This is a genomic window from Paenibacillus sp. 10L310 (genome assembly GCF_056395745.1).
In genome coordinates this window covers 23,993-42,935 of sequence record NZ_JBFTKC010000008.1, presented here as the reverse complement: position 1 = coordinate 42,935, position 18,943 = coordinate 23,993, and the positions used below count along the sequence as shown (strand labels likewise).

The 18,943-nt window shown below is 45.1% G+C and carries 20 protein-coding genes; 14 read left to right on the top strand and 6 right to left on the bottom strand.

The features are described from left to right. Window positions 1-279: 279 nt before the first annotated feature. A complete protein-coding gene (locus AC1DE7_RS18150; RefSeq protein ID WP_036606974.1) occupies window positions 280-1,167 on the top strand; it encodes a cation diffusion facilitator family transporter in 888 nt (295 codons plus the stop codon). A 91-nt stretch (window positions 1,168-1,258) separates the two neighbouring features. On the opposite strand, the gene AC1DE7_RS18145 is transcribed toward AC1DE7_RS18150, so the two are convergent. Both AC1DE7_RS18145 and AC1DE7_RS18140 read right to left on the bottom strand, forming a co-directional pair. After that, window positions 1,259-1,777: a hypothetical protein gene (locus tag AC1DE7_RS18145; RefSeq protein WP_127546571.1), complete on the bottom strand. Its 519-nt coding sequence runs from the start codon at window positions 1,775-1,777 to the stop codon at window positions 1,259-1,261. 373 nt (window positions 1,778-2,150) lie between these two features. Beyond that, entirely contained in the window at window positions 2,151-2,315 is a 165-nt protein-coding gene (locus tag AC1DE7_RS18140; protein WP_017692264.1) for a DUF1328 domain-containing protein, read from the bottom strand. A 220-nt stretch (window positions 2,316-2,535) separates the two neighbouring features. On the opposite strand from AC1DE7_RS18140, the gene AC1DE7_RS18135 reads away from it, so the two are divergent. The 11 genes from AC1DE7_RS18135 to AC1DE7_RS18085 all read left to right on the top strand — a co-directional run bounded on the left by AC1DE7_RS18135 (window position 2,536) and on the right by AC1DE7_RS18085 (window position 14,815). Beyond that, window positions 2,536-3,045 (top strand): DUF948 domain-containing protein, encoded by a 510-nt coding sequence (locus AC1DE7_RS18135; RefSeq protein WP_477534918.1) that lies wholly within the window; start codon window positions 2,536-2,538, stop codon window positions 3,043-3,045. 68 nt (window positions 3,046-3,113) lie between these two features. Beyond that, a complete protein-coding gene (locus tag AC1DE7_RS18130; protein ID WP_036606978.1) occupies window positions 3,114-3,647 on the top strand; it encodes a hypothetical protein in 534 nt (177 codons plus the stop codon). A 94-nt stretch (window positions 3,648-3,741) separates the two neighbouring features. Then, window positions 3,742-4,086 carry a YflT domain-containing protein gene (locus AC1DE7_RS18125; RefSeq protein WP_017692267.1) on the top strand — a complete coding sequence of 115 codons (345 nt, stop codon included), beginning with the start codon at window positions 3,742-3,744 and terminating at the stop codon, window positions 4,084-4,086. 341 nt (window positions 4,087-4,427) lie between these two features. Next, entirely contained in the window at window positions 4,428-5,597 is a 1,170-nt protein-coding gene (locus tag AC1DE7_RS18120; protein ID WP_036606980.1) for a PP2C family protein-serine/threonine phosphatase, read from the top strand. Further along, window positions 5,594-9,319 (top strand): response regulator, encoded by a 3,726-nt coding sequence (locus AC1DE7_RS18115; RefSeq protein ID WP_076253594.1) that lies wholly within the window; start codon window positions 5,594-5,596, stop codon window positions 9,317-9,319. The genes AC1DE7_RS18120 and AC1DE7_RS18115 overlap by 4 nt, the downstream gene beginning before the upstream one ends. 101 nt (window positions 9,320-9,420) lie before the next feature. Further along, window positions 9,421-10,293 (top strand): CheR family methyltransferase, encoded by an 873-nt coding sequence (locus AC1DE7_RS18110; protein ID WP_477534917.1) that lies wholly within the window; start codon window positions 9,421-9,423, stop codon window positions 10,291-10,293. A gap of 16 nt (window positions 10,294-10,309) precedes the next feature. Beyond that, window positions 10,310-11,986 (top strand): response regulator, encoded by a 1,677-nt coding sequence (locus AC1DE7_RS18105; protein WP_477534916.1) that lies wholly within the window; start codon window positions 10,310-10,312, stop codon window positions 11,984-11,986. A gap of 86 nt (window positions 11,987-12,072) precedes the next feature. Then, complete coding sequence (locus AC1DE7_RS18100) at window positions 12,073-12,411, top strand: STAS domain-containing protein (RefSeq protein ID WP_036606989.1); 339 nt, start codon at window positions 12,073-12,075, stop codon at window positions 12,409-12,411. 18 nt (window positions 12,412-12,429) lie between these two features. Then, window positions 12,430-12,882, top strand: coding sequence for an anti-sigma B factor RsbW (gene rsbW / locus AC1DE7_RS18095; protein ID WP_036606993.1), 453 nt, complete (start codon window positions 12,430-12,432; stop codon window positions 12,880-12,882). Further along, the gene (locus AC1DE7_RS18090) at window positions 12,879-13,652 is read left to right on the top strand and encodes a sigma-70 family RNA polymerase sigma factor (protein ID WP_036606995.1); all 774 of its coding nucleotides are present in this window, start codon (window positions 12,879-12,881) and stop codon (window positions 13,650-13,652) included. The genes rsbW and AC1DE7_RS18090 overlap by 4 nt, the downstream gene beginning before the upstream one ends. 101 nt (window positions 13,653-13,753) lie before the next feature. Continuing rightward, window positions 13,754-14,815, top strand: coding sequence for a magnesium transporter CorA family protein (locus AC1DE7_RS18085; protein WP_243391501.1), 1,062 nt, complete (start codon window positions 13,754-13,756; stop codon window positions 14,813-14,815). A 20-nt stretch (window positions 14,816-14,835) separates the two neighbouring features. Here the strand turns inward: AC1DE7_RS18085 and AC1DE7_RS18080 are convergent, their stop codons facing one another. The 4 genes from AC1DE7_RS18080 to AC1DE7_RS18065 all read right to left on the bottom strand — a co-directional run bounded on the left by AC1DE7_RS18080 (window position 14,836) and on the right by AC1DE7_RS18065 (window position 16,851). Further along, on the bottom strand, window positions 14,836-15,201 hold the full coding sequence (locus tag AC1DE7_RS18080; protein ID WP_017692276.1) for a DUF5665 domain-containing protein: 366 nt from the start codon (window positions 15,199-15,201) through the stop codon (window positions 14,836-14,838). 84 nt (window positions 15,202-15,285) lie between these two features. Beyond that, window positions 15,286-15,693: a YtxH domain-containing protein gene (locus tag AC1DE7_RS18075; RefSeq protein ID WP_076212649.1), complete on the bottom strand. Its 408-nt coding sequence runs from the start codon at window positions 15,691-15,693 to the stop codon at window positions 15,286-15,288. Window positions 15,694-15,757: 64 nt separating this feature from the next. Continuing rightward, window positions 15,758-16,015, bottom strand: a complete 258-nt coding sequence (locus AC1DE7_RS18070; protein ID WP_017692278.1) for a GlsB/YeaQ/YmgE family stress response membrane protein — start codon at window positions 16,013-16,015, stop codon at window positions 15,758-15,760. Between the two features lie 134 nt (window positions 16,016-16,149). Continuing rightward, window positions 16,150-16,851, bottom strand: coding sequence for a phosphatase PAP2 family protein (locus AC1DE7_RS18065; protein WP_477534915.1), 702 nt, complete (start codon window positions 16,849-16,851; stop codon window positions 16,150-16,152). 177 nt (window positions 16,852-17,028) lie between these two features. On the opposite strand from AC1DE7_RS18065, the gene AC1DE7_RS18060 reads away from it, so the two are divergent. Beyond that, window positions 17,029-18,048 (top strand): asparaginase, encoded by a 1,020-nt coding sequence (locus tag AC1DE7_RS18060; RefSeq protein WP_036606999.1) that lies wholly within the window; start codon window positions 17,029-17,031, stop codon window positions 18,046-18,048. A gap of 139 nt (window positions 18,049-18,187) precedes the next feature. Next, window positions 18,188-18,913 carry a pirin family protein gene (locus AC1DE7_RS18055; RefSeq protein WP_036607001.1) on the top strand — a complete coding sequence of 242 codons (726 nt, stop codon included), beginning with the start codon at window positions 18,188-18,190 and terminating at the stop codon, window positions 18,911-18,913. Window positions 18,914-18,943: the final 30 nt, after the last annotated feature.

Below are 18,943 nucleotides of genomic sequence, written 5' to 3'. Positions count from 1 at the left end.
TCCCGGTCTTACAGTGAGCCGTCCAGATTGGACGGGATGTACCTATTTTATACGTTTTATAAAAGCCCCACAAGGGCAACCTGATAAAATGCTCAAAACCTTTGGTTTTACCCAGGCCAACATTTTTTCTCAATAACTACAGCCCTGCCGTCTGGCAACTTTGTTTCGGCTTGCCTACAGCAATGCAACCTGGCAACACTGTTTCTGTAGACCCACACGCTCCGCATTTGGTAACATGGAAAAACCGTAATACGAAACGTTAAAGGGGTGTCGCCCGGTTTGAACGCTTATGAAGAAATTCGAAAAGGGGAGCGAGGGGCTTGGGTTAGTATCGTAGCCTATCTCGTCTTGTCCGCTTTTAAGCTGATCTGTGGATATTTATTTGCTTCCAGCGCCTTGCTGGCCGATGGTTTTAATAACCTTACAGATATTGTAGCATCCATTGCTGTACTGATTGGGCTTCGGATCTCCCAGAAACCACCTGATTCGGATCATGCCTATGGTCATTTTAGAGCGGAGACGGTTGCTGCTTTGGTAGCTTCATTTATTATGGCTATGGTTGGGCTGCAAGTATTGGTTGAAGCCGTTCGCTCCTGGTATGAAGGAGCCTTTGTTGCTCCAAACCTGTGGGCGGCAGCGGTGGCTGTAGTCTGTGCTGTGGTGATGTTAGGCGTGTACCGTTACAATCACCGTCTGGCAAAACAAATTAATAGTCAGGCTCTGATGGCTGCGGCGAAAGATAATCGTTCCGATGCCTGGGTCAGCATAGGCGCTGCAATTGGAATTATAGGTGCGCAGTTTGGACTTCCATGGCTGGATAAAGTAGCTGCCATTGCTGTAGGTCTGTTGATCTGCAAAACGGCTTGGGAGATTTTTCGGGATTCTACACATCGTCTTACCGATGGATTTGACCAGAAGGAACTGACGGATCTCAGATCCTCCGTAGCACGCGTTCCCGGTGTTGAGATGATCAAGGACGTGAAGGCACGTGTGCACGGCAGTCATGTACTTGTGGATGTAGTCATTGAAGTGGACGGAGGCCTAAGCTTGATTGAAGGCCATCAGATCTGTGACCGTGTTGAAGAGCGGTTGAAGCGATCGCATAACATCATGCATGTACATGTACATGTGGAACCAAAGACGGAAGAAGTCACAAGGAACCCTTGAACAGGGAGTGAACATCTTGGAAAATGAAAAGAGGACAGCCGCGATTGTGCGTGCTGTCCTCTTTACTTATCGTTAGAACGATTATACGATGTTATTGAATGGCAACGTGGATCCACGCTTTGCCTTTCCAAGTGTATACTTGTACCCACTCGCCGCCATCGAATCCATCAACCACTTCACCTGTTGTATCGATGACTTGGGAGCCTAATGCACCGATTGGTTTACCGTTAGGTGCATCATAGAACCAAGTGCGCTCCAGAAGGTTCAGCAACATCGTTGGTGCCAGTACTTCATCACCTGGTTTTACGAGTGGCTCTTCAAACATTTTCTCATCTGTAGTCGTAGCTGGCGTTTCAGTTGTAGTTGAAGTACCTTCTGCACCTGTAGTGTCTACTGTTGTACCTGTTACAGTCTCAGCAGTACCTTCTACTGTTTCTACAGCAGGTTTGTTCACTTCAACAGCCGGAGTTGTTGTGGTCGTTGGTGTTGTTGTAGCCTCAGTTCCTGTTTCCGGATTTACCGTTCCAGTAACCGCTTCCTCCGCACCCGCAGCGGCAGCCATCGAACCCATCAACGTTAAAGCAGCGGCAAAACTTACGATTTTTTTCATTTTGTTTTTCCTCCTCGGTAGGTATGTAAAATGTTGTCCTGATTACAAGTAACCAAGCAAGCACCCTTATGAATCACAAATTATAACAATATTTTCTTGCATTCTCCAGTGTCAACTGGCTCATATGTGGGTATATAGCAAGCCTGTAAATATCATACTTCAGTGGGATAAAACCGGGTTGGCTATCTCAAAAAGGTCCTGTTTTTTTTGGGATTCATACGAGAGCGGATTGGAATAAAGCAGAAGGGAGTGCAATACATAATATAGAAAAGTTGACCTATGCCTGAACGCACAAAAGCCAATCGGCTTGGGAGCACGATCGGCTTTTGTATGTAATCGTTTAGTAAACACTCAGTCAGATCAGAGCCTGAGGTTATCGCATTCGGCTACGTCCCGTAATCAGGGAGATTACGAACAGTACAACAAAGATGAAGAAGAGTACTTTCGCGATTGAAGCAGCTGCTTCAACAATACCGAAGAATCCAAAAATACCTGCTACCAGTGCAATAATTAGAAATAATACAGACCATTTCAACATAAGTATTCATCCTTTCGTATAATTGATTGTGGAGTGAGTTGTGTTCACCTCACCGCCTTGTGTAGTCTAACTTTAACCGAGTGCTAACCGCTTGAAACATTGGTTTTTTTTCCAAGCGAAGGCATATATGAAGGGATATATAATATTGTTTCGTCCGGGAAATCGCCGGGTAACTATAGCAATAACAAACTGATGCACATATGGAAAGAGAGGTTCTTCTATGATCTATCAAATTAGCGTGGCCCTGATTGCAGTGGCATTTGCAGTACTGGTATTCTTTTTAATTCGTACCTTGAAATCCGCTCAGGGTTCTTTGGACAATGTCTCACAGACATTGCAGGAGGTACAGAAAACCATTGACGAACTTAGTTATGAAGTGAAGCAGACGGTAAGACATGCCAATGATATTACGGTGGATGTACAACACAAAATGAAAAAAATTGATCCTGTTATGGAATCTGTTGAGAATCTGGGAGAAGTGTTAAATGAAGTGACGGCAGCAGCCAAACAAGTTTCCACAACGCTGATGGCGAAATTTCAGACCAAACGTAACAACGCTGAACAGACCAAGCATGCTGAAGCGGTTCATGTAACTGCACCGCCTGCTACATCAACGGATCGTACCCTGCAATCCTATGAAGCTACATATAATGGTGAAGCTAAGGGCGGGAAAAACTGGATGAAGTATGTTGATGTTGTAGCGAACGTATGGCAACGGATGCGCAAGTAACATGACCGCTTTGTAACCCATGAAGAAGCCTTCAGAGCGGTGATGAACCTGATGAAAGGGTGAGAATCATGATGAAACTACTGCTTGTGATGTTTAGCGTAATTTCTCCCTTTTCCGTTCAACCGGCAGCGGTACCCGCTGCTCACGATATGCAATGGACGGCAATGGAAGAGAAGGCGTCAGAGGTAACTCTGGCTGTTGATCGATCCGAGACTTTCCAGCATTTTCGGACTCTGAATGGCATTTCTCTGGATGACACCATGGATGATTTGTTGGCCAATAAGGGCCAGCCGGGGCATAAGCAGGAAGATCCTTATCTGGGATGTCCTGAATATCACTTTCATGATGTGAAGGTTGGCTTGTGTGAAGATACGGATGTCATTCAATATGTGCATATCGATGCATCTGAGAATCACATCATGTTAAACGGAAAGAGAATTGAGATGAATATTGAAGCGATCCATCATGCTCTAGGGAAACCTTATTATGTGGCAGAGGACGGAGAAGTGTTTCTCCGTGGAGACCAGGCTCTGAAGGTATATATGAAGTCAGGATCTCATCAGATTGAAGGCATTGATCTTTTTGATGACACAGTTTCCTAGGATTGGTTATTACCAAATCGTTTCAAACCCATATAGTATGGTTATATACTAAGTAGCTCGATACAGAAGATTAAATCAGAGGAGAGTGGAAACGATGAATTCAACCAATGAGCAAGCTTATGCAAAAGTGGTAGAAAACGGAGTCCAGGCGGTAGAAGCGGTGAAAGAATTGCAGATTACCGGATACCTTGCTGATCAAATCTTTGTTCTCGCCCATGAGAAGGATCGTACAGATCGAATTGCCGATACAGCAGATGCCAAAGAAATTGGCATAAAGGAAGAAGGCGTATTTGATTCCTTGGCGAATCTGTTCCGCTCACGTGGTGATGAACTCCGGGCAAAAATTGTTTCGATGGGCTTTACCGAAGCCGAAGCGGACTTCTACGAGAGTGAACTCGACAAGGGTAAAGTACTCGTTATTGCTAAAAAGAAAGATTAACTCGATAAGTTGAAGTTTGCTGAACATGGACAAGCTTCTGAATCATTTATGTAAAATGCTTAATCAAAAACATAGATAAGGAATGGGGCTTTCCCCATTCCTTATCTATGTTTTTGCAAGTTTGGAAGCGGGATCAGGACGCTGCAAAAACAGGGTGAGTCGCGGGGATATTCCCCTACGATGGTGCCATTTACTGATAGAAGTTTTTTGTTTTTACGATTATAGTTATACTAGGAATTATTATGTCTACTGCCGTTTTGTATGCAAAATTTGTATAATCAACGTTTGTTTTAACCTAATAAGAATCGACAAACCCGGACGCCACAGATAAGGAGATATCAATGAGAATACTTATTGTTGACGACAATCCGACGAATGTCATTATCATTCGAGAAATTCTGAAAAAAGAAAACTATCGTGACATTGTAACGGCGAGTTCCGCCATGGAAATGTTTGAAGTGTTAGGAATTGGGGAGGAAAGCAACGAACTTCGTCCAAGACCGTCGGATATTGACCTGATTTTGCTAGATATGATGATGCCTGAGATGGACGGTATCGAAGCCTGCAGTATTGTGCAGAAATTTGAGAATCTGAAGGATATACCGATTATTATGGTGACTGCCATCGGAGACTCCAAGAAACTTGCCGAAGCATTGGATGCTGGTGCATCTGATTATGTGACCAAGCCGATTAATAAAGTCGAACTGATGGCCAGAATTCGACTCGCACTTCGTTTGAAACAGGAGAAGGATTGGCATAAAGAGCGTGATCAACGTATTCAGGATGAGCTCAAGTTGGCAGCGATGGTCCAAAATGCTGTATTAAGTCCGGCAATTAGGGACCCGTTGTTCCAAGTGCATGCCATCTATAAACCATCCTTTGAGCTTGCGGGTGATCTGTATTCTTGGTACCCCCTTGGGGAAGGCCGTTACGGAGTACTGCTGCTCGACATGATGGGACACGGGATATCTTCATCCCTGTTTACCATGTTTATCGCTTCTGTGTTGAAAGATACGGTTACCACTTATGTGGATCCAGAGAAGGTCATTCAGGAGTTGAACCGTCGTTTTAACCAGCTCCATCTGGAAAAACAATTGGTGCAGTATTATTTCACGGCAATTTATCTGGTCGTTGATACACGGATGAAACGTATTGATTATGTTAATGCAGGGCATCCACCTGCTTTATTTTTCCGAAACGACGGCAGTGTCACCACATTTGACAGCGTCTGCTGTCCTGTTGGTTTATTTGACAAGATGGATATTGAACCACAAACGATCCATTATGAGGGTGACGGGCATATTGCACTCTATACGGATGGATTATTGGAAGCTGTTCAGGGCGGGCAGGAAGAACAACATGAATTCCTGATCGAAAAACTGACCGGCTCACATCAGTGGAATGAAGCTGCTATGCAGGCCATGTTTTTTGACGACGAAATTCCCCAAGAGCGGGATGATGATAAATGTCTGGTCTGGATTACTTTGAATAAAGGGGCGGGGGATGAATGAAGATCAGGAATAAACTGCTGATTGGTTTTACCGCTCTGATGGCCATTTTGATCGTGCTCACGTTTGTGAGTTATGAACGGTTAAACAGCAGTAATCAACAGATTGATCAGATGTATCAGGAACGTTATCTCAAAGTAAGGTTCACTTCTGCTGCACGTGGAGAGGTCAATGATATAGCCAAAGTGCTGGCTAACTTGTTATTGAATCCGAACAATTCGATTAATGCTGCTGAGGGTGACCTGAAGGAGATGAAGGATCGGGGGGATGGTTACCTCGCAGAAGTGAGAAACCGGGCAGACAGTGCACCTGAACATCAACTGGTGGATCGTGTGAATACGGCGTGGACCGCTTATACATCTTATGCAACGAGACAGATCAACCTGATGTCCCAAAACCGGGTAGAAGATGCGAATAACTACCGCAATTCAACAGGACTCGCGGTGCAAAAAGAAACTGTGGATAGTTTGAATGCTCTTTCACGTTATCAGGACCAAGAGATTGATGCTGAGATTAAGAACGCTAACGAAGCGTATACGAGAGCAGTACAGATCACGATAAGTATCATGATTGCCGGGTTGTTGCTTGCATTGGGTGTCATTCTGTGGGTGTTGCCGAGTATTACACGGGGTCTGAACACTGTATCTATGATGATTACCAGCTTTGGTAAAGGGCGTTACCGTACAATTAGACGCATACAGGTCAAGTCCACGGACGAGATTGGTCAGATTGCCAGTGTGTTCAAGGATGTATCCAGTGATCTGGAAGAAAAACTGGAGATCGAGAGGGCTTATGTGCAGGCTCAGCAGGATCAAAACTGGATGAGTTCGAACATCGCAAGAGTCCCGGAGCTGCTTCGGGGGATTGGCTCCATTCGCCAAATTTCACAGATGTTTATCAGTGAGTTCACACCTGTGCTTGGTGCTCAGTTGGGTGTCGTCTATCTGATCGATGAGGAGAAACATCCCGACGAACTGAGACGTTACGGTGCATACGCATTTGAAGAGAACGAAGATGTTGGTAAGGAAATGTATCGCATCGGGGAAGGCCTGATTGGTCAAGCCGCGCTGGATATGACACCGATTATTCTGGAAAATACGCCCGAAGATTACGTGCATATTGGTTCAGCTTCAGGCTCAACACGTGCTGCGGGTATCATGATCTATCCTGTCGTGTTTGAAGATGAACTGATTGGTGTAGTTGAAGTGGCTTCCTTTGAAGGTTTCAATGAACTGCACAAGCAGTTATTCACACAACTGATTATGAACCTGGGCGTAATTTTGAACAACGTTCGACGTCGTTTGCGTGTGGAGGAGCTGCTGCGTGAATCCCAGGCACTGACTGAGGAACTGCAGGTTCAATCGGAAGAATTGCAGACACAGCAAGAAGAACTTCGTCGTTCCAATGAGAATCTGGAGGAGCAGACAGAGGCGCTTAAACGATCTGAGGAGTTGCTACAGCGTCAGCAGGAAGAACTGGAACATTTTAATACGGAACTCATTGCCAAGACGCGGGCGCTTGAAGAGCAGGTGCGTGAAGTTGAAGAGAAAAATGACGAAATTGAGAAAACGAAGACACAGTTGGAACAGCAAGCTACACAGCTGTCGATGACAAGCAAGTACAAGTCCGAATTTTTAGCGAATATGTCACATGAACTCCGTACACCATTGAACAGTCTGCTCATTTTGTCCCAGTTATTGTCGGAGAACAAAGGTGGAAATCTGACTGACAAACAGCAGGAATATGCGCAAACCATCTACATGTCGGGCGCGGATCTGCTGAAGATGATTGATGAGATTCTGGATCTGTCCAAGGTGGACGCAGGTAAGATGGATATCAATTATGAGACCGTACGAATGGAAGAGCTGACCAGCTTTGTTCAGCAGAACTTTGGACCGATGGCGAACAAAAAGGAACTGAACTTGAATATTGATTTCGACAGCGATCTACCGGAATGGGTGTACACCGACAGCCATCGCGTCAAACAGATTTTACGGAATTTGTTGTCGAACGCATTTAAGTTCACCAATCGAGGTTCGGTTAGTCTAATTGGACGACGGATGAAACCGGAAGAACTGCCGGGTTATATGAACACCAATCAGGAATATCTCGGATTTAGTGTAAAAGACACCGGCATTGGTATTCCATCGGACAAGACGGATCTGATCTTTGAAGCGTTCCAGCAAGTAGACGGGACCACAAGTCGGAAATACGGTGGAACTGGTCTGGGATTGTCCATTAGCAGGGAACTGGCACGTTTGCTTGGTGGTGCAATACAGGTGGAATCATCCGAGGGAGAAGGTAGCTGCTTTACCTTATACCTGCCGGATAATCATGAAGAGGAAGCCTTGGCGGAGGAAGGTGCTTCAAGAGAAGCGGCTGTTTCCTCAGAGGATCTTTATGAAAAGTCCATCGAAGCACGGACCATGCTTTCAAGTCATCAGTCCATTCTCTCTCCTGATCCGGAGCGTAGCGTGGGTACAGATCTTTCTCCTTCCCATACTCCAGATGTCACGCAGATCGAAGATGATCGGGAGAATCTGATGGAAGGTGACAAAATCCTCCTCATCATTGAGGATGACGTGAACTTTGCACATATTTTGATGGATATGGCGAGAGGAAGAGGATTCAAAGCTCTTGTTGCCCTTCAAGGTGATAAAGGACTTGAAATGGCACGTCAATATTTGCCGGATGCCATTATCCTGGATATTCAATTGCCGGTGATGGATGGTTGGACCATTCTGGGCGAGCTGAAGAGCAGTTCGGCAACACGCCACATTCCGGTTCATGTGATTTCAGTCATTGATGATATGAAGCAAGGTCTGATGATGGGTGCCATTGCGTATCTGAAAAAACCTTCGAGCAAGGATTCACTGGATAAAGCATTCTCGCATATCAAATCATATACTGAGAATCAATTGAAACGACTGTTGATCGTCGAAGATGACGAAATTCAGCGTAAAGCCATTATTGAATTGATTGGTCATGATGATGTTGCAATCACTGCTGTGTCGACAGGTAGTGAGGCGTTAAATGAATTACACAGCCAGCGTTATGACTGCATGGTACTGGATCTGATGTTAACGGATATGACCGGTTTTGAGTTGCTCGACCAGATTCGTGATGATGAATATCTGAACGATCTGCCGATTATAATTTATACAGGCAAAGAACTGGATTCCAAGGAAGAAATGAAGCTGCGCAAATATGCGGAATCCATCATTATCAAAGATGTGAAGTCACCGGAACGTCTGCTGGATGAGACCACTTTGTTCCTGCATCGGGTAGAAGCCAATTTGCCGGAAGACAAGCGTCGAATCTTACAGAAACTACACAACAAAGAAACGTTGTTTGAAGGCAAGAAAATATTACTTGTAGATGACGATATTCGTAACGTATTTGCCCTTTCAAGTGTTCTTGAAGGCTATCGGATGGATGTGACGTTTGCTGAGAACGGCCGAGAGGCTTTGGAGATTTTGGACAAAAATCCGGAATTTGATCTGGTACTCATGGATATGATGATGCCAGAGATGGACGGTTATGAAGCGATGACACGAATCAGACAGATCCCGCAGTTTGAAAAGTTGCCGATTATTGCGCTTACGGCCAAAGCCATGAAAGAGGATCGCGGCAAATGTATTGAGGCTGGAGCATCTGATTATGTGAAAAAACCGATCCAGACAGATCAATTGTTATCCTTAATGCGCGTATGGCTGTATTCGTAAGTTCATTATTCGTAAGTTCATTATTCGTATGTTCATTGTTTGGGTAATGAAAGACAATACGACGAATACGCAAGTAACAAATGAAGAAGTGGAGAGAACTTATGACACCGTGGGAACCTACCGAGACGGGGGCAGATTTGGTCCGTATGCCGCAAGATGAAGAACGCGAGCTGATCGAGATTGAGTTGCTGTTGGAAGGCATGCACCGTTTATATGGATATGATTTTAGAAACTATGCACTGCCATCCCTCAAACGAAGAATCTGGCATCATGCACATGCTGAAGGTGTTAAGAGCATATCCGGCTTGCAGGAGCGTGTTCTTCATGACCGTTCCGCGTTTGAACGTTTTGTACAGAACTTATCCATCCCTGTAACGGAAATGTTTCGAGATCCTTCGCTTTTCCGAATGTTTCGGGAACAGATTATTCCTATCCTGAGAACCTACCCGTATATCCGAATATGGCATGCGGGATGTTCTACAGGAGAGGAAGTTTATTCCATGGCCATCATGTTGCATGAGGAAGGACTGTATGACAAGGCAAGAATCTACGCAACGGATATGAATGATCGCTCTTTGCAACAGGCCAAAGAAGGCGTATATGGTATTGAGAAAATGAAACTATTTACTACAAATTATTTGGAGTCAGGGGGTACCAGAGCCTTCTCCGAGTACTATACAGCGAAATACAATTCGGTGATATTTCATCCTTTTCTAAGGAAGAACATCATTTTCGCCGAGCACAACCTGGCAACAGACCGGTCATTTAACGAGTTTAATGTTATCTTTTGCCGCAATGTCATGATTTATTTTAATGATGAACTGCGGAACCATGTGCATGGGCTGTTTCATGAGAGCTTGAGCCACTTTGGTATTCTGGTTCTGGGGTCGAAAGAATCGATACATTTTACAGAGTTCAGTGATACCTATGAGCCGTTAGACCGGACCGAAAAAATATACCGGAAGATCAAATAGGGGGTTAGGGTTAGCCATGGGGCTCAATGAACCAATCCACATATTATTGGTAGATGACCGCCCTGAGAACTTGCTTGCTCTTGAAGCAGTTCTGGAATCGGAACAATATAAACTCGTTAAGGCAACTTCCGGAGAAGAGGCACTCCGCTGTCTGCTAAAAGACGAATTTGCGGTTATCGTTCTCGATGTGCAGATGCCTGGAATGGACGGAATTGAGACAGCAAAGTTAATTAAGGCACGGGACAAGTCCAAGGATGTGCCGATTATATTCATCTCTGCGAATAGCAGAGAAGCGGAGCACTTGTTTGCCGGATATTCAGCCGGGGCCATTGATTACATGGTTAAACCATTTATTCCTCAGATTTTGAAATCCAAAATCGAGGGCTTTGTGGAGATGTTTATCACCAATAAACGTTTGAAGACACAGACCATGCTTCTTCACCAGAAGACACAGGAACTGGAGAAGATGAACCAACAACTCATTCAGGCCAAGGAAGAAGCAGAAATTGCAGCCAATGCAAAGACTGAGTTCCTGGCAATGATGAGTCATGAGATTCGTACACCGATGAACGGAGTTATCGGTATGGTTGATCTGCTGATGGAAACGAAACTGAGGGAAGATCAGAAGGAATATGCAGACATCGTTCGTCGCAGCGCAGATGCACTTGTCACGGTTATCAATGACATTCTTGATTTTACCAAGATGGAATCAGGCAAAATGGAACTTGAAGAGCATCCTTTTGAACTTGTCTCCTGTATTCGGGAAGTGCTGGGATTGTTTGCTGCAGAAGCAGGCAAAAAGAATCTGGAACTGGATTATTTCCTGGAAGATTCTGTCCCTGAATTAATCTATGGGGATATGGCAAGGCTACGTCAGGTTCTCTTGAATCTTATTGCCAATGCAATCAAATTTACAGACCAGGGCGGCGTATATTTGATTGTGTCAGTGAATGAAGAAAAAGACGGACAAATGGCATTGGAGTTTGCTGTTAAAGACACCGGGATAGGTATCGCTTCAGACAAAGTGGATCGCCTGTTCCAGCCTTTTTCCCAGTTGGATACATCCATGACACGTAAATACGGTGGAACTGGCTTAGGACTGGCAATATGCAAGACTCTGGTTGAAATGATGGGTGGACAGATCTATCTGGATACAACAGAGCAACGGGGAGCGACGTTTGTATTTACAATTCAGGCGAAACGTTATGTAGAAACTGAACTGGTCCAGAGGAACGGGGAAGAGAAACCAACGGATGTGAAAAATGAGAATAAATATCCTACGGTATTAATTGTGGATGATCATCCGATCAACCAGAAGTTGATGGCGATTATGCTCGGTAAGCTGGGGTTGCTCTCAGACATTGCTGAAGATGGGCAGAGCGCACTCGATATGGTAAACAGTAGCCGTTATCCCTATGACTATGTGTTTATGGATCTGCAGATGCCTGTGATGGACGGTTTGGAATGTACACGGCGGATTCGAGAGAGTCTGACCCAGTCTAATCAGCCAATCATTATAGCCATGACTGCTAACGTGATGGAAGGTATTCAGCAGCGCTGTATTGCTGCCGGCATGGATGATTATATTAGTAAACCGGTGAAAATGGGCAATGTAAAACAGAAAATAGCCCAGTTTCAGAAACAACGACAAATGTTAGACCCAGGCCCTTCAGCCATGAATCAGGCCAATTGAAACATTTTCCAAACTTCTTTCTGATTCACTCGTGCTGAAGTTGGGTTATTAGGTAATGAAACCATTGATCAGGAGAGAGATGTCTAATGAATACAAATAAAAATGAAAAATTCAATGCAAGAACTGAAACTCAGGACGGCGTGTGCACGGTGTATCTGACTGGCGAACTGGATTTGTCGGTTGCTCCTGACTTCCGCTTGGTGATGGAGCCGCTCGTGGATAACAAGGAACAGGATCTTGTGATTAATATGAAAGAATTGAAGTATATCGATAGTACAGGGATTGGTATCCTGTTATCTGTTCTGAAGGCCAGACATGGAATGGAAGCTCGCTTTGAAGTACAGGAAGTTCCTGCGCAGATTCAGAAACTTTTTGATATGACGGGCATCGCCAAATTCTTTGTCACACAGAAGAATTCCCAATAGGAAAGGATCGAAAAAGGAATGAATGCAGAAGTTCAAAGAGTCACCCTTAATTTACCTGCGACAGCTGATTACGTTGATATTGTAAGACTCAATCTCTATGGAGTAGCATCCAAAATGGGATTTTCCTACGAAGACATTGAGGATATGAAAGTTGCTGTATCCGAGGCCTGTAACAACTCTGTATTGTATGCCTACTCACACGAAGGCGGCATGGTTGAAGTTGTATTCGAAGTGGATGGCGAAACATTGTCCATTATTGTCAAGGACGAAGGTGCCAGCTTCGAGAACATGAACCCTGCTGTGTCACGTGCCGGTCTACACGACAAAGAACTGACGGAAGCACAGATTGGTGGACTTGGGTTCTACCTGATGCAAGCCTTGATGGATGATGTCAGTGTGGAAAGTGAGACGGGCAAAGGTACGAAAGTAGTACTCGTAAAACGTCTTGCAAGAAGTGAGGAGAAAGTATGAATGAAAAAGTGACTCCCCCAGAGTCCATGTCTGAAGCTATAGGTTTGATCTGGGAATACCAGCAGACCCTAGATAATGAAATTGCAACAGTTCTCATCCGTAAATATGAACCAATGGTCAAGATGGCAGCAGGTAAAATCGCTCGGAATCGCCCCGATCTATACGAAGACTTGTATCAGACCGGGCAGATGGCTTTGATTCGTTTGCTTAAGCAATACGATATCAACCTGGGTATTCCGTTTGAACCTTATGCCATGAAGAGCATGATCGGTCATATGAAGAACTACTTGCGTGATAAATCCTGGTATATTCAGGTGCCCCGGAGGATTAAGGAAAAGGGAGCCCTCGTGCAACATGCCATTGATGAGTTAACCGTTAAGCTGGAGCGCTCACCCGGTGTGAACGAAATTGCTGAATACCTTGATCTGACTGCAGAAGAGACAATTGAAGTTCTGGCTGGTCGGGAATGTTACCACTATGTATCACTGGATTCTCCTTTATCTCAGGATGACAGTGCAGCAACATTGGGAGAACTGATCAGTGCAGATGTGAATGACTATGATTCGGTCGAAAAACGGATGGACTTGCAACAGGCATTGGGACAATTGAAGGAACAAGAACAGCAGGTACTTATTCTAGCATTCCAGGATGGCCAATCTCAGCGGGCAATTGCCCAGAAGCTTGGTGTTTCACAGATGAGTGTATCTCGGATTCAGAAGCGAGCTACAGAGAAATTGAAACAGATCATGTCTAATGCTTCAATGTTATGACAAATGGAACCCTAATGTTGTTGAGTACGGCATAAAGAAGGACACGTCAATGCGCTGAAATGCATACGTGTCCTTTTTGGGATCAAAAAGATGGGTATGCAATGAAGAACATGAGTGCAGGAGTGGATAAAGTGATTGTGAACCAAATCAAGTTGGAAGCTCGCCGTGACAAGTTATCTTGCTCGGACCATTGGCAATGGTGGGATTGGGTTGCACCTGACACCGATAGCATGAACGATGCGTTGGGGGAGCTGACAGAGGCGTTTCCGGATATGCGGTATTGGCTTCATAAGATTCCGGAAGTGGAATCGAATTATTTGTCCGTCCGTTTCGTGAATGGTACTGAACCAGTCATATTTGGTTCATTGTTGTATGCGGTCAAAAATGAGAGAGATGACAAACGTCAAGATAATCAGATGTTTTTCTATGTCGATCGCAATAACCTGGTTACCTTGAATATGGATGACAATACACGAGGCATTATGAAGACGGATGAACGTGCCCATATGTTACAGCAATGTAGTGAAGCCAGGGACGGGATGTTTGTACTTTTTCGAGCTATACTGCATTACTACCATGTAGGGATGGATCATTTTGAGATGAACCTGCGTGAACTGGAACGGAAGATGGAATCCCGCAATGCCCGAACTTTAATGGACCAGATTTTGGCCGCCCGATTTGAACTGTTATACTGGAGCAATCTGTTTATCCCCTACTCGGAACTGATGGCTGCTGCCCATGAGGCTTATCTCAGTGAAATCAACGAAAATCGATATTTCCAGCAGCTCCAACATCGAGTAGAGCGAATGGAACGTTTGTTTAGTCACTACGAGAAAGAGATCGATACGTTAATCTCCATTGATAATGCGATCTCCGGTGTACGTGGCAATGAGATCATGAAGACGCTGACCATTGTTACTGCTGTGTTCATACCTGCCACGGCAGCTGGCGCGATATGGGGGATGAACTTTGAGAACCTGCCCTTTATCGACAAATCATGGGGAGTTGTACTGGTCCTTGTTGTCATTATCTTAAGCATGATCAGCATGTATGTATGGCTGATGATGAAAGGCTGGACAGGAGATCTGCTCAAAGTGAAATCCTCACAGCCTTCAGCTGAAGAGACAGAGAAAAAAGGAGCAACGGAAAAACGTAAGGGATAGCCTACTGTTGGTTAGTCCTCTTAGTTTTTGTAATCTTCAATATAACCAAGCAAGTCAGCGATATATTGGCCCACAATCGGCATATTCACGAATTGGCTGAGAATGAATGCCAGCAAACCGAGAACAACAAAGGTACCCACAGTCAGACCGAGACCTCGTGCCATGCCCGCTGTAAAATTGGTAATAATCCGCTTTTTGGGACTGCTGTAATTCTCAATAATATCCTTGATCTGTGCTCTCTCCAGACTGTCCGCAATCTGGTCCAGACGGGTGTTCAATCGCTTTACCTCATGACGCAATTCAAAAGGATGCTCGCTTGTATCATACTGCTGTGCCGGTGTTCCTCCCGTAATTGGAGTATTACCGTTGATTGTAACTTTACTCATATTATTTGTCCTCCTCAACTCTCATTGGATAAAAAATAGCCAGCTGGAGTGCAGCTGGCTATTAGTCACTCGATCTGTATCGCCTTACAGGCTAGTCGAGTTAAGTTCTTTACGTGCATCTTCCTTCGCTTCAACGGAAGCGGCAGCCACTTCATCAGATGCACGGGATGCTTCGTTAGCCACATCAGCGGACGCTTTTCTCACAGAGTCCATTACATCATTGCGGCCTTGATTTACCGTTTTTGCAATGTCGGAAGTTTTGGAAGAGACCGTTTTAGCCAGTTCAGTGGCTTTGTCACTTACAACAGTTGCCACTTCTTTGGTGCGGTCAGTAACGATGCCCACTTTCTCGGAAAGGTCACCACGCAATTCACGTCCCGGTTTAGGCGCAAAGAGTAGTGCTGCAGCAGCTCCCAGCAAACCCCCGATGAAAATACCTTTTGCGAAAGTCGAACCCGTCTGTACAGGATATTGCTCTTCTGCTTTATTCATGTCTAATCACTCCTTCTTCAATTTAAGAAACAAATACGAAACAACGAACACCTTGTTGCCCGAATCAGGCAGCCTGTCTTAGCAGTCTGGACACAAGCCCCAGCAAGAAAACAAAGAGCGCTGTACCAATGATGGCAGGGATAATGGCAAAGTTACCGATAACTGGTCCCCAGTTACCAAGCAAAAGTGCTCCCAGCCAGGCTCCGGCAAATCCGGCAATCATTGCACCGATTATGCCTCCAGGCATGTTGTGACCGGCAAGTGCATCTCCGATCAAACCGATGATGACAGCCATCACAATGCTGATAATGATGCCCCACATAACAACCGCCTCCTTTAAACTTGATGTAGGATGTTGTCTGTTCGCGTTTGCTTACTTCGTATATAAACCCCGTGCAACCCTGTGAAACAATAAAGATGAGGATGAATGAACTGGAAATCAGAGGAATTGATTCTTTAGTGGCTTTGTTTAATGCCTTTAACCATGCAGAAGATCCATGCCAATCCAGCAGTAAATCCAGTAAATACATCTGTAGGATAATGAACGCCCAACATGATCCGGCTGAGGCCAATCAAGAAAATAAAACTAATACCACATAGAACAGGAAGCCACACACCGGAAGAGTTATGTCGCTGTCGTTCAATGGCCCAGATTACAAAGAGCATGCCGTAAAAGCCCATGGAGATCATGGCATGTCCGCTTGGAAAGCTGTACCCGTGAACGACCAGCAGATGATCCAGTTCAGGTCTGCTTCGTCTGAAAAATTCCTTCAATAAGGTGTTCAGAATCCACATCATGGCAAAACTTCCCGTGAGCGCATATCCATATACAACAAACCTTGGACTGCGTTGAATGAAGAAAAGAAGAGCAAAACCTCCTGCAGCCACAGCAGAGATTTTGAATGAGCCCAGTGCGGTTATGAATGCAGTGTAAGGGAATAGATGAAGACGTGAATCTGAATTCAGATAAAATAATTGCTGAATTTGATCATCCAGACGAATAATAACATCAGCACCCAACCAGGCACCCAGACCTGCCAGGATAAATATGACCGATGCGCTGAGGGCCAGACCAGCCAAACCCCAGTTGAGGAGTGGACGTAATAACGTACCGGAATTTGAACTGAATGAGGCTGGTGAATACGTTTTGCGCGGCATAATGAGTTTCTCCTTCAGTTATTGTAGTAGATGAACATAGATGATAAAGCTATACCCGAAATGCCTGTCGAAAAAACTGTAAAAACGTCGCTTTTGTACTATACTATTTAAGATATCCCATGCGGCGTCGTGACGCAAAGCAGAGATGAAATCGGGAGCACAAAGGAGAGAACTCGCATGGAGAGTGCCTTGTTAATTAAAGAATACCGTGCAGGCGTTATGGAATGCGCCCATTACGGACACATAAGTATTACGGATGAGTATGGACGAATCGTATACTCGGCTGGTGACCCTCATTTTAGAGCGTTCACTCGCTCATCTGCCAAACCTTTTCAAGCCATTCCGGGTATTCGAGCAGGAATTGCCAGTCACTATGGCCTATCGGCACAGGAGATTGCCATTATGTCCTCTTCGCATCGTTCGGAACCGGAACACATTCGGGTGCTGGAGCAGTTATCTGGTAAGATCGGATTGGGAGAAGAATGCCTGATCTGTGCACCAAGTTATCCGCTTAATGAAGAAAGCCGTAATCAATGGTTACGTGGACAAGGAGAGAAACGGCGCATCTTGCACAACTGCTCCGGAAAACATCTGGGAATTCTGGGGTACAGTCAGATGAAGCAGGTTGATTTGGGCAGTTATGCTGAACCGGATCATCCGGTACAACGAGAAATTCTTGAAACCTTTGCCGACCTGGCAGGTATTGAAGAAAAAGAGATTAAGCTTGGGACGGATGGCTGCGGCTTTCCGGTATTTTCTTTGCCGTTGTCGGCATTATCGAACGCTTATCTGAAGCTCGCTTGTCCAGATCTTATCGCTGACCCTTCCACAAGAACAGCTGTAGAGACCATAACATCAGCTATGAATGAACATCCGTTGATGGTTGGTGGCACGGAGCGTGTAGATTCAGTGCTGCTGGAAGACAATAACATTGTAGCGAAGGGTGGATTCAAGGGGGTATTCGGTTTTGGTCTGAAAAAAGAAAGACTGGGAATCACCTTCAAGGTGCTTGATGGTTCTGAGGAAGAGTGGGCCTTCATTACCCAATCCATCCTGAAACAGATTGGTTATTCCAATGAAAGAACCATTGCACGATTGGCTGAAGTGTTCCCTTCGGACATCCGAAATGATGCGGGTACCCTTGTAGGTCATGCAGATAGTGAGTTCATTCTTCACTCACTTGAAGATAGCGTATAACCTTAAGAAGGGGCGTGATTAGAGTTGCCGGACCCCGGGTAAAGATGACATACCAACTGGTATTCATCTATACAATTCATATACACGCATGGACTGCCGCGGTAATGTGGCAGCTCTAAACCCTTGGAGGTGGATGAACATGATTAAAGTGGTGACATCGGAAGAAAGGCACACGTCGGATCGAGGTTGGATACACAGTGAATTCAGCTTTTCCTTTGCGGATTATGATGATCCAAGCAACGCCCATTTTGGCTGTCTGTTGGCTCATAATGAAAACACGCTGATGCCGCAAGAAGGCTTTAAGAAACATCCACATCATGATCTTGAACTTGTCAGCTATGTCATATCGGGTACACTCAAACATACGGATAGTATGGGAACAGAACAATTGCTTGAACCGGGTACGGTCCAGGTGATGAGTGCGGGTACGGGAGTGGAACACTCCGAGACCAATCCGTCAGCGGATGAACCGGTACGTTTCCTCCAGATGTGGTTTTTGCCATCGGAGCGTATGCTGAAACCATCCTATACGAATCGGAGAATAGAGCCGCAGGAGCATTTGAACCGTCTATGTCCGATTGTATCCGGGCAAGGGGGAGAGGGAAGCGAAGGCGCATTGCCTATTTCCCAGGATGTTACCTGTTACCTCTCCCATTTGGAGTCCGGGAAAAAGTTGATGTACCCGCAACACGAAGATCGACGGACACATCTTTTCCTGATTAGTGGGCATGTGGAGATTCATTGTTCGGATGGCAACTTCAACCTCAAGCCAGGGGATGCCGCACGAATTCGCAAAAGCTGTGATCTGCAAATCACGAGCACAGACAGTGAACCTGCTGAATTTGTTTTGGTTGACCTGCCTTAAGGATATAAACATGCGAAAAAGGACCTGTTC

Bases quoted from the DNA above. Each gene is read 5' to 3' on its own strand.
- AC1DE7_RS18135 (WP_477534918.1), top strand. From the start codon at position 2,536: ATGATCTATCAAATTAGCGTGGCCCTGATTGCAGTGGCATTTGCAGTA.
- AC1DE7_RS18085 (WP_243391501.1), top strand. From the start codon at position 13,754: ATGAAGAACATGAGTGCAGGAGTGGATAAAGTGATTGTGAACCAAATC.
- AC1DE7_RS18070 (WP_017692278.1), bottom strand. From the start codon at position 16,015: ATGTGGGGCATCATTATCAGCATTGTGATGGCTGTCATCATCGGTTTG.
- AC1DE7_RS18130 (WP_036606978.1), top strand. From the start codon at position 3,114: ATGATGAAACTACTGCTTGTGATGTTTAGCGTAATTTCTCCCTTTTCC.
- AC1DE7_RS18100 (WP_036606989.1), top strand. From the start codon at position 12,073: ATGAATACAAATAAAAATGAAAAATTCAATGCAAGAACTGAAACTCAG.
- AC1DE7_RS18145 (WP_127546571.1), bottom strand. From the start codon at position 1,777: ATGAAAAAAATCGTAAGTTTTGCCGCTGCTTTAACGTTGATGGGTTCG.
- AC1DE7_RS18140 (WP_017692264.1), bottom strand. From the start codon at position 2,315: ATGTTGAAATGGTCTGTATTATTTCTAATTATTGCACTGGTAGCAGGT.
- AC1DE7_RS18105 (WP_477534916.1), top strand. From the start codon at position 10,310: ATGGGGCTCAATGAACCAATCCACATATTATTGGTAGATGACCGCCCT.
- rsbW (WP_036606993.1), top strand. From the start codon at position 12,430: ATGAATGCAGAAGTTCAAAGAGTCACCCTTAATTTACCTGCGACAGCT.
- AC1DE7_RS18060 (WP_036606999.1), top strand. From the start codon at position 17,029: ATGGAGAGTGCCTTGTTAATTAAAGAATACCGTGCAGGCGTTATGGAA.
- AC1DE7_RS18080 (WP_017692276.1), bottom strand. From the start codon at position 15,201: ATGAGTAAAGTTACAATCAACGGTAATACTCCAATTACGGGAGGAACA.
- AC1DE7_RS18125 (WP_017692267.1), top strand. From the start codon at position 3,742: ATGAATTCAACCAATGAGCAAGCTTATGCAAAAGTGGTAGAAAACGGA.
- AC1DE7_RS18115 (WP_076253594.1), top strand. From the start codon at position 5,594: ATGAAGATCAGGAATAAACTGCTGATTGGTTTTACCGCTCTGATGGCC.
- AC1DE7_RS18065 (WP_477534915.1), bottom strand. From the start codon at position 16,851: ATGCCGCGCAAAACGTATTCACCAGCCTCATTCAGTTCAAATTCCGGT.
- AC1DE7_RS18120 (WP_036606980.1), top strand. From the start codon at position 4,428: ATGAGAATACTTATTGTTGACGACAATCCGACGAATGTCATTATCATT.
- AC1DE7_RS18075 (WP_076212649.1), bottom strand. From the start codon at position 15,693: ATGAATAAAGCAGAAGAGCAATATCCTGTACAGACGGGTTCGACTTTC.
- AC1DE7_RS18090 (WP_036606995.1), top strand. From the start codon at position 12,879: ATGAATGAAAAAGTGACTCCCCCAGAGTCCATGTCTGAAGCTATAGGT.
- AC1DE7_RS18110 (WP_477534917.1), top strand. From the start codon at position 9,421: ATGACACCGTGGGAACCTACCGAGACGGGGGCAGATTTGGTCCGTATG.
- AC1DE7_RS18055 (WP_036607001.1), top strand. From the start codon at position 18,188: ATGATTAAAGTGGTGACATCGGAAGAAAGGCACACGTCGGATCGAGGT.